22 protein-coding genes and 1 pseudogene are annotated in these 11341 nt (G+C 67.2%); all 23 read right to left on the bottom strand.

The features are described from left to right. On the bottom strand, positions 1-169 hold a 169-nt coding region (locus ACIBVN_RS59450), incomplete at its 3' end, for a DUF6221 family protein (RefSeq protein WP_397151557.1). An 88-nt stretch (positions 170-257) separates the two neighbouring features. Continuing rightward, a pseudogene (locus ACIBVN_RS59445) lies at positions 258-305 on the bottom strand (hypothetical protein); the annotation flags it as partial. After that, a complete protein-coding gene (locus ACIBVN_RS59440; protein ID WP_397151553.1) occupies positions 298-1053 on the bottom strand; it encodes a hypothetical protein in 756 nt (251 codons plus the stop codon). The gene ACIBVN_RS59440 and the pseudogene ACIBVN_RS59445, both read right to left, overlap by 8 nt. 111 nt (positions 1054-1164) lie before the next feature. Further along, on the bottom strand, positions 1165-1425 hold the full coding sequence (locus ACIBVN_RS59435; protein WP_397151551.1) for a hypothetical protein: 261 nt from the start codon (positions 1423-1425) through the stop codon (positions 1165-1167). A gap of 61 nt (positions 1426-1486) precedes the next feature. Continuing rightward, positions 1487-1759, bottom strand: a complete 273-nt coding sequence (locus ACIBVN_RS59430; protein ID WP_397151549.1) for a hypothetical protein — start codon at positions 1757-1759, stop codon at positions 1487-1489. Positions 1760-1801: 42 nt separating this feature from the next. Further along, complete coding sequence (locus ACIBVN_RS59425; RefSeq protein WP_397151548.1) at positions 1802-2023, bottom strand: DUF6011 domain-containing protein; 222 nt, start codon at positions 2021-2023, stop codon at positions 1802-1804. Continuing rightward, on the bottom strand, positions 2020-2334 hold the full coding sequence (locus ACIBVN_RS59420; protein WP_397151546.1) for a hypothetical protein: 315 nt from the start codon (positions 2332-2334) through the stop codon (positions 2020-2022). The genes ACIBVN_RS59425 and ACIBVN_RS59420 overlap by 4 nt, the downstream gene beginning before the upstream one ends. Continuing rightward, a complete protein-coding gene (locus ACIBVN_RS59415; protein WP_397151544.1) occupies positions 2321-2614 on the bottom strand; it encodes a hypothetical protein in 294 nt (97 codons plus the stop codon). The genes ACIBVN_RS59420 and ACIBVN_RS59415 overlap by 14 nt, the downstream gene beginning before the upstream one ends. After that, complete coding sequence (locus tag ACIBVN_RS59410; RefSeq protein ID WP_397151543.1) at positions 2607-3086, bottom strand: hypothetical protein; 480 nt, start codon at positions 3084-3086, stop codon at positions 2607-2609. The genes ACIBVN_RS59415 and ACIBVN_RS59410 overlap by 8 nt, the downstream gene beginning before the upstream one ends. Next, positions 3070-3339: a hypothetical protein gene (locus tag ACIBVN_RS59405; RefSeq protein WP_397151541.1), complete on the bottom strand. Its 270-nt coding sequence runs from the start codon at positions 3337-3339 to the stop codon at positions 3070-3072. The genes ACIBVN_RS59410 and ACIBVN_RS59405 overlap by 17 nt, the downstream gene beginning before the upstream one ends. Continuing rightward, entirely contained in the window at positions 3332-3604 is a 273-nt protein-coding gene (locus ACIBVN_RS59400) for a hypothetical protein (protein ID WP_397151540.1), read from the bottom strand. The genes ACIBVN_RS59405 and ACIBVN_RS59400 overlap by 8 nt, the downstream gene beginning before the upstream one ends. Beyond that, the gene (locus tag ACIBVN_RS59395) at positions 3591-3806 is read right to left on the bottom strand and encodes a hypothetical protein (RefSeq protein ID WP_397151538.1); all 216 of its coding nucleotides are present in this window, start codon (positions 3804-3806) and stop codon (positions 3591-3593) included. The genes ACIBVN_RS59400 and ACIBVN_RS59395 overlap by 14 nt, the downstream gene beginning before the upstream one ends. 132 nt (positions 3807-3938) lie before the next feature. Beyond that, complete coding sequence (locus ACIBVN_RS59390; protein WP_397151537.1) at positions 3939-4208, bottom strand: DUF397 domain-containing protein; 270 nt, start codon at positions 4206-4208, stop codon at positions 3939-3941. Beyond that, positions 4201-5052 carry a DUF5131 family protein gene (locus ACIBVN_RS59385; protein WP_397151536.1) on the bottom strand — a complete coding sequence of 284 codons (852 nt, stop codon included), beginning with the start codon at positions 5050-5052 and terminating at the stop codon, positions 4201-4203. Before ACIBVN_RS59385 ends, ACIBVN_RS59390 begins: the two co-directional genes overlap by 8 nt. Continuing rightward, positions 5049-5552, bottom strand: coding sequence for a hypothetical protein (locus tag ACIBVN_RS59380; RefSeq protein ID WP_397151534.1), 504 nt, complete (start codon positions 5550-5552; stop codon positions 5049-5051). The genes ACIBVN_RS59385 and ACIBVN_RS59380 overlap by 4 nt, the downstream gene beginning before the upstream one ends. Then, on the bottom strand, positions 5545-6285 hold the full coding sequence (locus ACIBVN_RS59375) for a hypothetical protein (protein ID WP_397151533.1): 741 nt from the start codon (positions 6283-6285) through the stop codon (positions 5545-5547). Before ACIBVN_RS59375 ends, ACIBVN_RS59380 begins: the two co-directional genes overlap by 8 nt. 48 nt (positions 6286-6333) lie before the next feature. Next, positions 6334-7017 carry a hypothetical protein gene (locus tag ACIBVN_RS59370; protein ID WP_397151531.1) on the bottom strand — a complete coding sequence of 228 codons (684 nt, stop codon included), beginning with the start codon at positions 7015-7017 and terminating at the stop codon, positions 6334-6336. Beyond that, positions 7014-8378 (bottom strand): replicative DNA helicase, encoded by a 1365-nt coding sequence (locus tag ACIBVN_RS59365; RefSeq protein WP_397151529.1) that lies wholly within the window; start codon positions 8376-8378, stop codon positions 7014-7016. The genes ACIBVN_RS59370 and ACIBVN_RS59365 overlap by 4 nt, the downstream gene beginning before the upstream one ends. Then, positions 8375-8956 carry an ATP-binding protein gene (locus ACIBVN_RS59360; RefSeq protein WP_397151528.1) on the bottom strand — a complete coding sequence of 194 codons (582 nt, stop codon included), beginning with the start codon at positions 8954-8956 and terminating at the stop codon, positions 8375-8377. Before ACIBVN_RS59360 ends, ACIBVN_RS59365 begins: the two co-directional genes overlap by 4 nt. 2 nt (positions 8957-8958) lie before the next feature. Beyond that, positions 8959-9819, bottom strand: a complete 861-nt coding sequence (locus tag ACIBVN_RS59355; RefSeq protein ID WP_397151526.1) for a hypothetical protein — start codon at positions 9817-9819, stop codon at positions 8959-8961. A gap of 408 nt (positions 9820-10227) precedes the next feature. Then, positions 10228-10473 carry a hypothetical protein gene (locus ACIBVN_RS59350; RefSeq protein WP_397151524.1) on the bottom strand — a complete coding sequence of 82 codons (246 nt, stop codon included), beginning with the start codon at positions 10471-10473 and terminating at the stop codon, positions 10228-10230. Further along, positions 10470-10688, bottom strand: coding sequence for a helix-turn-helix domain-containing protein (locus ACIBVN_RS59345; protein WP_397151555.1), 219 nt, complete (start codon positions 10686-10688; stop codon positions 10470-10472). The genes ACIBVN_RS59350 and ACIBVN_RS59345 overlap by 4 nt, the downstream gene beginning before the upstream one ends. Beyond that, positions 10688-10972, bottom strand: coding sequence for a WhiB family transcriptional regulator (locus ACIBVN_RS59340; protein WP_397151522.1), 285 nt, complete (start codon positions 10970-10972; stop codon positions 10688-10690). Before ACIBVN_RS59340 ends, ACIBVN_RS59345 begins: the two co-directional genes overlap by 1 nt. Positions 10973-11341 lie beyond the last annotated feature (369 nt).

Here is an 11341-nt window from a genome sequence, read left to right as displayed (position 1 = left end):
ACGACTGAGCGCCCACGTCGCAGGTGACGCACTCCCCGTACCGGCCGAGCTTGTGCAGGTCGAGCAGCCGCCGCTTGGCCTCGACCTCGCGCAGCGCCCGGGCAGGGTCGTTGCGAACGATGTGACGCACTGTGGCCCCGCAGCTGCTGGCTGCTCTGGGCGAACCCATCAGCCACGGTTTCGCCATCTACTGCGACGACCTCGTCCTGTTCCGCGTTCGCGCGCCACGGTCCTGGTGAGGCTGAGATGGCTTCCTGGTCGTCCTCGTCGAGGCGTGCTCGGATGAACGCGATCAGGTCATCCATGCCCTACTCCCGCCGCTTCGAGCTCCACGCCCTGGTCGTGCCGCTGCTGCCGTTCTACCGGGTCGGACAGCATCATCGTGCAGGCTCCGCACTGCCAGTAGCCTTCCCGCTCCCGAACCACGCGGCGTTCGGAGCAGCGGGGGCAGCGGATCGGCGACTTGGTGCCGACCGAGTCCTCTTGGAGTCTCTCGCGGAGGACGACTTCCCAGCGGAGCACTCTCGCCGCGAACCCGATGTGTTCCTCCGCAGCGAGGATGCCGTCCAATCGCTCGGACAGCCATCCGATGCAGCGTGAGCGCGGGTCGGCGCCGCGGTGGGCTCGGTGCGTGCGTGGGGCGAACCCCCAGCGCTGCCGCCACTCGTCTTCCACGTCCGTCAGATCCCCGTACAACGCGTCGAGCAGGTCGGCGGTGGGTGATGGGCTTCCTGACGTTCTGGAGCCGCTCACGCGCCCCTCAGGGAGACTGCCGCGGTGCCCGTCTGAGCGGGCCGATAGTTCGGTGGCGAGCTGGTCGACGTCGAGTAGCGCCGCCCTGATGAGTGCCCGGCATCGACGGCAGAACAGAGGCTCGCCCTCGTAGACAGTGACCTCTGGCGCGGCAGGTTCGGCGGGCTCTTCGCCTCGCTGGCCGTCGGCGATCCACTCGTCGAGGAGTTCCACGTACCCGTCGAGCGCTCGTTCGTAGTCGGCGATCAGCCGGCGGGCGGTGTTGTTGCAGGGTCCATTGCATGCGTTGGTGCTGGACACGATGCCTCCCCCGAGGTCGTACTCTTGCGGGAGACCAGTTGAGGGACGGGTCGAGGCGAGTTGGTCGGGGGCGGTCTTCCAGGGGGCTGGAGGGTCGCCCTCGTTTCATGCTCAGGGAGTCGGCGAGAGCTGTAGGTCGGTCTGGATCTGATCGATCGCCGCCTGAACGGTCGCGTCAGGGGATGAACCCTCAGCGTAGGCGAGCACGGTGAGCAACGACGACTTGGTGGACATCGCGACGTCGAACTCGCCCAGCGACGTGGCGAACTGCGCGGCCACTTCAGCGCTGGGGATCGACTGGTCGATCGTGATGCCCAGCAGGTCGAAGATGAGCTTGCGGATCGCGAAGCCTAGGCGTCCTAAAAGCGGCATCCAAACCCCTTCGATTTGAGAGCCTGACGTATGTCGGCTCGCCGGATCGGCAACAATCGTCTCACATCTGGGTGTTGTGGCTGATCTCTCTCGCCAGCTGGACCCAGAACGCGGTCAGGTCGTCGCCGGCGTATCGCCGGTTGTGGATGCGTTCGTGGCCGCCGTCGTTGCTGGGGCGGTAGACGGCTACCTCGGTGTATGGCTTGCCGTCGTGGAAGCCGGTGTACAGGTGGGTCCAGTCGCTGTGCTGTGGTGTCCAGTCGGGGAAGGCGATGCGGGCGGCGTGCTGTTGGAGGGTTTGGGCCTGCTCTTCGCGGTGTTTCCGGGAGTGCACTATCCCACACTGTCACGCCATGTCCATGATCGGGATGGTTGGCTACTGGTCGTCCTCGAAAAGGTCGATCTGCCCCACGCAGTCCCGCCACTTGTCCAGCCCTGTGATCCGTAGCGGCCGGCGCGGTGCGAGGCCGAGCTTGGACGCGCAGTCAGGGCCGATGCCGAGAGCACGGGACTCGGGGGTGCGCAACGTGTGCTTGCACGCCTTGCAGCGGGTCACGTGCTCTCGGGTGGCCGGGTCGTCGAGGTCGAGGAGGGTCACGGCCCCAGTGTTTCCCGTCTGAGTCTCCATGCTTCGTCCCAGTCGTCGGTGTAGACGGCGGTCACGCTCCACTTGGCGGGCTTGCGACCCTCGCCGAACGGCTCACGGCCCGAGTCTCGGTCTACGATCAGGATCTCGCCGCGCTCGAACGGCCAGAACGTCTCTTCGGACAGTTCAACGATCTGGCCAGCCATCGGCCCTGCTCCGAACCCCTTCGTGTAGCCGCCTGTGATGACGCACAGTTCGAACCCTTGGAGGTTGGGCGGCTCGCCACCGTTGATGATCTGAAGGACTTGTTCAGCGGTCAACATCGGTCGTCTCCTCGGTGGCTGGCGTCTCAGGCGGCAGGCTGCCGGTCTTGGCCTTGCGGGCTCTCCACCAGCGCAGGCAGGTGCCGCAGACGTCGCCGGCCTCCGGGTACAGCCTGCCCGACCCGCGCCTGAGCGGGCGACCGGAGCGGCGCAGGCCGGGACAGGTCGGGTAGATGTGGTCGTCCAGGTGGCCCACGTACCACTCGTCCACGACGGCGAACTCTGCCGCCAGCTGGGCGTCGGCAGCATCGAGGGCGAGCACGATGAGCGGGTCAGCCACGGTCGGGGTCCTCACGGTCGATGAAGTCAACCAGCGCGTCTGCGTACTGCTTGGCCACGCCGAGAGGCGAGCACCAGAAGCGGAAGTCCTCGCTGATGTACTTGCGGATGGCGGCGAGGCGGCGCTCGGCGGTCTCGGCGCGTTCCCGCCACCGGTCCCGGTCCGCTCGGGCGTCGTCCAGCTCGATCCTTACGAGCCGCGTGAGGCTGTCCACGATGCGCTTGCCAGCCGCCATTCTGGACGGATCGGCCCCAATGAGGAGCGTCGCGTTCTCCTCGCGGAGCCGCCCCAGCTCCTCGTCTCGTACGGCCAAGACAGCGTCGGCGAGGCGGTCGAACTTCGCAGGTACTCCAGCGTGCGGACCGCATTCGCAGTGCAGCGGGTTCGAGCCGTAGCACTCACCGGAGGGGCCGAAGATGGCGGCCAGCGCTTCGGCGTAGCGCTGGCGGAGGTCCTCAGCCACGGTCTTCATCCCTCCAAGGCTTGTACATGCGCATCTCGTTAAGCCGCTGCTCGTCGATGCTGATGAGCCCAAGTTCCAACAGATGCAAGAGCGCCGTCCTGACCTGACCGCGCACCATGTCAGCCCCGATCATCCCTTGGTTCTGGTAGGGGCCGTTCGGTCCTAGCATCCAGCCGTCAACAGCTCCCACGGCGATGCGCCGGACCCGGTCGAAGGCACTGCCGTCCGTCTCATCCACGACGACGGTCCCGTTCTCAGGCATCCGGGGTCTCCTCGGGTAGGGCGGCGCGGAGGCGGCGAAGGGCGGCGACTTCTGCCGACAGGTCCTTGCCGCGATCGAGGTAGGTGCGGAGGTCTTCAGCGGAGACGACGACCATTCCTGCGCCGGTGAGTGCGGCCACGATCTGCTCTGCGGCGTCCCATGCGCCGATCTGAACCACGACTGGGCCGCCCGGCTTCTTCCAGTTGGGCCACATGTCCTCCGCGTTCCAGGTCAGGACCGTGTGGATCACCTCAACGGGGGTCACCGCTCCTCCTCTCGTAGCGGCGGACAGGGATGCCAGCCTTCTCGGCGAGGTCGGCGGTGTGGGTGGCTCCACGAGAGGCGTTGAACGCGGGTCCGCCGGTGCCGTCCGGGTGGTTTTGCTCGCCCCACTTCGTGTTCTGGCGGGCGAGCTCGTCGCGGACTTCCTGCTCTTCGTCGGTCAGGTTCGCGGTGAAGTAGCTCATGGTTCGTTCGAATCCTTCCTCGAACATCGATCTTGTTGGGCTTGATCTGTGATCTTTCTCGGACTAGTGAGCGCCTCAGAGGGTCGTAGGCGCCCCTCTGAGGCAAAGGGCAGGCAAAGGGACGGGAGACCCTTACGAGCCCGCGAGAGGGGCGCTACAGCCCGCGCCAGGGGCATCCACGCCCGAACCGACCGACCGCACTCGAAGCGCGTCCTCGTCGAACTCGCCAGCCTTCACGCCAGCGACGAACGCCGCGAACTCGACGGCGGAGAAGATCAGCACAGGGCCGTCCTGCTCTTTCGCGTCCCGGACACCCACCCAGCCGTCAGCGAGTGGGGCCACCTCCACACAGGTGGAGGCGCCGTTGCAGAAGGAGCTCTTGCGCCAGGCGGTGTCAGCCATGGAGAGCCACCTCCTGCGGGAACTCGTCCCACGTGCGGCCGTCGAGCTCGCGCATCTCAGACTTCTTGGCGACGCGGGCCATCTCGACGCGATGGCCGAACTCATCGATCGGATCGCCGACGAAGACGGAGCCGGGCAGGGGGCGGCCGATCCCGTGCCAGCCGGACGGCGCCCAAGAACCCCACTGCTTGAAGAAGAACGGGACGCCTGCTCGAGCACACTGGTCACGGAGTGAGCGCGCCCAGTCTGGGTGCATCGGCCGCGCGCGAGGACCCGACTCGCCGCCGACGATCATCCAGTGGATACCCGCCAGATCCAGATCACCGAGTGGTCCGATCAGGGGCTCGCAGGACAGGAACCCGACCTCGGCGGGCACCTTGCGGAGGTCGTCGATGCGGTGGAGCTGAGAGGCGTCCTCAACAGACACTCCCATCCACAGGTTCGGCGGCCACGGCAGCTTGTCGGCGACTCTCGGCAGCCGGGACGCCCGCTTGGTCAGCACCTGGTAGGTGTGCTGCGGCGTCGCCTCGATCACCTCGAAGACGCGCCGAACGAAGTCAAGCGGCACCTTGGCGTGGAACAGGTCGCTCATCGAGTTGACGAACACCTTGCGCGGCTTCCGCCACGTGAACGGGGTGGTCAGCGTGTCCTCGTGGACCGCGAGGCCGAACCCGGGACCGGACGTACGCGGGTCGCCATCGGTCTGGTACTTCGCCTGGCCCATCGCCTTCAGGCGGCGGGCCAGCGTCAGGGCGTAGCAGTTGTCACAGCCAGCCGAGATCTTGTCGCAGCCGGTTGTCGGGTTCCATGTGGTGTCGGTCCACTCGATGGACGTGTCGCTCATCGGGCGAACACCTCGCCCCCGTGCTCAGCGGCGACCTTGCACGGCCAGCCCGTCACCGTGCCCTCATCCCAGCAGACGTTGCACACCCACGCGGCCGGCGTGCAGTCGCCGAGCCAGTGCGGGGTGTGGAAGCGGGCAGGCAGCTTCTCCCGCTCCTCCAGCGTCTCCGGCAGCTCCTCCAGGCACGGATGGTCTTGGGCTTCCAGCAGGATCGCCCGGACCGGCTCGGAGTAGGAGTCGCGGTACGCCCTCTCGACCTCGCGGATCGCCGCGGTGTAGTCCTTCGGGTGCTTGGGCTCACCCTCGGGCTTGATCGGCTCGATGAGCAGCGCCAGCCGGTCGTCGATCGCCTCCAAGAACGTGTCCTCCAGGTCCTCGCGGCACGCGGTGGTCGGCCGGAATCGGCCGTCAGGCCACGACACACGCACGATCGCTGGCGTGCGCTCATCGTGGTCCGGGTTGCGGCACGGGATGCGGGTCTCGGTCTTGGTCTCAGCCATGGTTTCGGGTCTCCTCTGTCGGGGGTTTCACGATGTGCAGGTCTGGGCCGTCGTCGTCGGCATCTGCCAGCGCGGGCCCGTCGATCTCTCGGCCTCCGAGCATCACGCGCAGCTTCGGCGGCGTCGGGTTGGCGGCCTCGACTTTGGCCAGGGTCGGCCAGTCGTCGGCGCGGATCCCCACCGTGGGCGGCTCCCAGGAGGAGTCCGCTTTGGCGTAGTTCTTCGCCCAGTCCCACGGCAGGTAGCAGGGCAGCAGGCCGCCCCGGTTCGGCAACGGCACGGGCAGGCCGGCGTCGCGGCGGCGCTTCTCGGCCTCGTTCGCCGCGTCGGCCTCCTGCCGGTGGCGGGAGCAGAAGCGGGCCATCTGCCACGTGCCATCGACCGGGTTCGTCACGCGGAAGCCAACCATCAGGCTGCGCCCGCACGGACGCTTCGCCCTCGGCAGCTCGACCACGCATCCGGCGTCGTACGGCTCCGGGTCCGGCTCGTACCGGGGAAGGTCGGAGCGGATCAACTCCCAGAACTGGCGGTTGTCCAGCCCCATCACCTCGCACACCCGCTTGATCCGCTCGCCTCGCGGGGCACGCTCCACGCCGAGAACCCAGATCGCGGTGACGACGAACATCCGCAGGTCCGCATGCCGGTGGTTCCCGGGCGGGAACCGCGTGTCCCTCATCGCCCGCGAGATGTCCTCACGGACCTTGAGCATGTAGCGGAGCTCCTCACCGTTCACGCGCGGTCTCCTTGGTGGCGGTATCGGGGGGAGGGGGAACAGGGTGGGTCATCCGGACTCACCATGCTCAAAACGGGCAGAACGGGCGGCCACGTAGGCGAACTCGAGGTAATTGGCGTACGGGGCGCCGGCCAGCGGGATCGGCTCAGTGATGTCGCCCGCGGGCTGCTTCGTCGAGGAGCGGCAGGCCGGGACCAGCAGGGCGCCGGCCTTGCACAGCATGTGCTTGAACTCGTCGTCGTCGACGTCCGGGAGGATGCCGCACGCCGGGGCGAAGAAGTGGTAGCCGAACAGCGGGCCCGTGAAGGTGCAGTGGCCGCCGCAGCCGGCGCCGACGATGGCGTTCTGACCGCGGAGCGGGGTTCCGATAGCGCGGGAGCGGCGGATCGACAGGTGGCCGTGCGGCACCTCACCCGAGGGGACGTCGCCGAGCACCAGAACGTTCGTCATGCAGAACGGGTCCTCGCGGCCTAACCCGTAGACCGGGTCGACGGCGTCCAGCAGCAGCGGCACGTCGAGACGCTCGAGCGGCCCTTTGACTTCGACCCACCAGCGCAGTTCGGGCAGGTAGAAGTCCGGCAAGTACGGGCGGCGCTTCTTGCCGACCAGGTAGCCCTGCGGCTCGTACTGCCAGCGGATTCCGAGCGTGTCAAAGAAGACTCCCCACCTGGCCTCGAGACGGGACCTGAACCGGCAGCCCGCGTACTTGGTGTCGATCGCCTGGATGGTCATCGGCTCTCCAGTGCCGCGGTGGGGGTCCAAGGCTGGACGTGGTTGACGCAGCGCCCGTAGTGGCCTTGCCAGCCGAGCGTCACCGAGCCGGTGCGGCCCTGGCGCTGCTTGGCGACGATCACCTCGACGGTGCCCGCGTGCTTGGACTCCGGGTTGGCCGCGGCCTCCCGGTGCAGCAGCAGCACGACATCCGCGTCCTGCTCCACGGCGCCCGACTCACGCAGGTCGGACATCTGAGGGCGCTTGTCCTGCCGGTGCTCGGAGCCGCGGTTCAACTGCGCGAGCACCATCACCGGTACCTCGAACTCGCGGGCAATCAGCTTCAGCCCGCGAGACAGGTCGGCCACCTGCTGCTGCCGGTTCTCAGCCTTCCCTGTGGCCATGAGTTGCAAGTAGTCGACAACCACCAGCCGGGCCGGGGCGGTGCGCGCCATGCCGCGAAGCCGGGATCGGATGTGCGACAGGCCAGCGGCGGGCGTGTCATCGATCGAGAGATGCCCCTCGGCGATCCGCGGGACGCCCTTGGCCATCCGAACGTAGTCGTCTTCCGACAGGTCGCGGGTCTGCATCCGGTGAAGGTCCACGCGGGACTCGGCGGCGATCAGCCGGTGCATGACCTCGGTGTGAGACATCTCCAGGCTGACAAACAGCGCATGCTCGCCCAGCCTGATGCCGACGTGGCGGGCGATGTCGAGCCCGATCGTCGTCTTGCCGATACCCGGCCTCGCGCCCACCACGATGAGCTGGCCTGAGCGCATGCCCGGCAGGATGTCGTCAAGGTCCGCGTAGCCGGTCTTGACACCGGTCTGCTCGGCGCTCTTGTCGGCCAGGTCATCCATGACGGGACCGACCAATTCGGCTGCCGTCAGCAGCGGCCGGTCGGTCACCGCGGACAGGGCATCCTCGAGAATCTTGCGCGCGATGTCCGGGTCGGCTTCATCGTCGTACCCGGCCCTCGAGGCGAGCTGCTGGATGCGCTGGCCAGCCTCGAGCATCGCCCGCCGGTTCGCATCGGCCTTGACCAGTCTCGCGTGGTACGGGACCGCAGGCCCAACGCAGGCGTGCTCAATCAGAGCCGCCAAGGCAGGACCAGCGTTGGAGCCGATCCGGGCTAGGTCTCCCGAGGCCGCGATCGCGTTCAGGACGGCCGCGGGGTCTACAGGCTTGCCGTGCTCGGCGAGGTCCACGGCTGCTGCGAAGACCACGCTGTGCCTGGGGCTGTGGAAATCCCGAGCGGAGACGATGTCGGCGGCGGCCTCGACGTTCTCGCGGTTCTGGATCGCCGCGCCCACGACGGCCTGCTCTGCGGCGATGACCGCGGGGCTTGGTGTCCACCCATCGACGAAGGTCTCGACGGTCACTTGCCCTCCCGCCGGCGGTCCGGGCCGTCCAGGACGACAACGACGGCATCGGCCGCCAGACGGGAGGCGATGCGCTCGCCGAGCATGCCGCGCAGGTCGGGCACATTCGACGTGATCACGGTTGGGAGCTGGTGATTCCAGCGGTAATCGATCACGCCGTACAGGTGCTCAAGCTCCCACGCGCCCAGCCGCATCGCGCCCGGGTCGTCAAGGATCAGCAGATCGGAGCGTGCCGCGTCCCGCAGGTCCACCTCGTTGACGGGCGGGGTGGTCAACTGGCGCCACTCGTAGGCGCCGTAGACGGCCGGCGCACCGAGCCATCCGGCCTCGAGTGCGACCGTGACCGCGTGCCAGCACGACCAGGTCTTGCCTGTCCCGACCGGGCCAACCAGCAGCAGGTTCGCTGCGGACTTGTCGTGGACCAGGCCCGTCACCCAGGCGGCGACCTCAACGTGGAGCTCGCCCTTGGCGCGCATCGACTGAGGGATGCGCTTGCGCCACTCCGCTACGCGGAACGCACGCTGCTGCTCGAGCCATTCGGCGTGCAGTTCGGCATCATCGTCGTACGGTTCAGCCATATCTAGATCACCTTCTTGGGGTCGATGGGTGCGGTGCTGGGCTTCAGGTGGGGGTCAGACCCGGGCGCGTACTTGCCGTTCGTGGCGTCGCGGTCCTTGGCGGCTGCAGCATCGCGCTGAATTTGCACAGCGAGGTCCTGCCATCCACAGGCCCCCGCGTTACGGGCCGCGGTGAGCAGCACATCGGCTGGAACCTTCTCCTTGAGCAGTTGCCCTGCCTGTTTGCCGATGCGCTTGCGCAGGGTCTCGGCGGGATGCGGCTGCCTGCCCTCCCTGGCGCCGTCGACGTAGGCGCCAACGACGTCTCCCGCGTTGATCGGCTTGCCCGGATCGGGGTGCGGCGGAGCCGCGCCCGCCGAAGGCGGAACTCCCTGCTCCCTGCTCCCTGCTCCCTGCTCAGGGCCGAAGATCGCCAGAGCCTTCTGGCCATCCTCCGGAGACGCTCCAGAGCCTTCAGCGTGCGACTCTGGAATCTCATCGTTATTGCTGGTCAGGACGTCAAAGCTGGCGCGGATCTGCTCGGGCGTCGGACGCGTGTAGCGGGGTTTGGCGGGGTGCGAGACCTTCTGATGCTCGTCCCAGTTCAGGACGAACAAGAGAGCCTTTCCGCCGGCCTGATAACGCACGATCAGACCCGCCGTGGAGAGTCTCGCGAGATCCTCCCGAGTCCTCCGGAGACTCTCCAGAGGGTCCTCTTCGAGAGGCCAGATCGCCGCGTTGATGAGCTTCTCGTTATCCGGCGTAACCCCGTTGTCGTCCACGTGAGTCCACAGCCCGATAAACAGCAGCCGCGCCGACAAGGGCAGAGATGCAATCTTCTCCGAGGTGAAGAAGTCAGGCTTGATGCTGCGAATCCGCGCCACGTGCGCGCTCCCCCTTGGTGCTTTGGTGATGTTCGGATGGGCCTACGAGAGCGGGGACTGTCTTCGCTTCACGGGACGTTCCTTTGGGCTCTAGGTCTTGCAGGAACTGGGCACAGCAGGGCAGCCCTCAAGAGGGCATGCCGAAAGCAGGGATGGAGTGTCGAAAATCGCGGCCCTTTGCGCCCCAGATCGATTTGGCAGGCCTAGAGAAAGCCTTGCTCGTCGCGAATGTTCTCCGCAACTCGGCCTGTGGATAACCCTGTGGCCAGCCTGTGTGCAACTGTCGGAGGGATGTCAGTTGCCTGTGGAATACCCCTGTTGGCAACTTTTGGGTGAATGCGTTTCTGCAGGTCACCGCCAGATCGGGCTGTGGAAAGAAGTTGGTCACAGAAACACGCCGGATCCGTTTCACGACGCCTCCCCGAGCTGGTCTGCGGACTGCTCCTCCTCGATCGGGACGAATGCGAGCCGGAGACCGAACACCGCTCCCCACGCGTCCAACTGGGCGAGGCTGGAGGGCTCGTGTAGGCCTGTCTCTCGCTGCCGGAAGGTTCTGCGGTCAACGAACAGCCGGCGCGCCATCGCGGACACGCTCAGACCGGCCTTTGTGCGCTCGCAGGCGAGTTGGGCAATCAGCGGGTGGGGTCGTCTCATGACGCCCCCTCGACCGTGACGAGCACGAGTCGCATGCCGACCGCGCCGGCGTACGACTCCAGACGGTCGACGGGAGGCAGGTTCCTGCCGCTCTCCCACTGGGCGACCGTGCCCTGTGACACGTTGATGCGGCGGCCGACTTCCTTCTGCGTCAGACCGAGCTCGCGGCGCCGCGTGATCAGGCCGGACACCAGAGCATGCGGGTACTTGGCCATCACGCCGCCCCCACGCCCTGCTGGGAGCCGCGCCGAACCCAAGCGCGCCGCTTGGAGCGTCTTTCATCCTCGCCCAGGCCGCCCCACACGCCCGCGTCCATCTTCAGGATGAAGGCGGTCTCCCTGCAAAACAGCTTGACCGGGCACTGAGCGCATACCTCTTTGGCCTTCTGCTCGCGCAGGTCCCTGAGTTCGCCTCGCTCTCCGTCCATGCCGAAGAACAAGGCCAGGGACTGGCCGTGGCACGCGGCACGCTTCTGCCAACTCCAGTCAGGCGTGGCCATCGCCGGCCTCCGTTTCAAGTCGTTCCGAATCGTTCGGGATCGTTCGGGCGGACACCGTCTTGGAGTCCTGTACGGCTGGTGCCGTGTCCCGGCGAGCACGTCGCCGAGCAGCCTCGTAGTCGGCGCGTGCACGGCAGCAGGAAGCGCAAGGGACGGTGCCGTGAACGCGGTGATAGGAGTAGCCCGCGTAGGTGCCGTGCTGGACCTGGTCAGGGCGCAGGCGTGGTCTACCTCTCGGCATCACCCCACCTCCTCGGCGTGAAGGGCGGCGCGGAGGCGGTCGCCGATGAATCGCCCGACCTGAGGGCTGACAGCGTTTCCGAAACCGTCGACCTGGTCGCGCGCGCTGCCCCAGACGATGAAGGTGCC

Source organism: Nonomuraea sp. NPDC049400 (genome assembly GCF_044466425.1).
Taxonomy (GTDB): Bacteria; Actinomycetota; Actinomycetes; order Streptosporangiales; family Streptosporangiaceae; genus Nonomuraea.
Note: the sequence above shows the minus strand (reverse complement) of the source record. Positions and strands in the feature narration are given on the sequence as shown.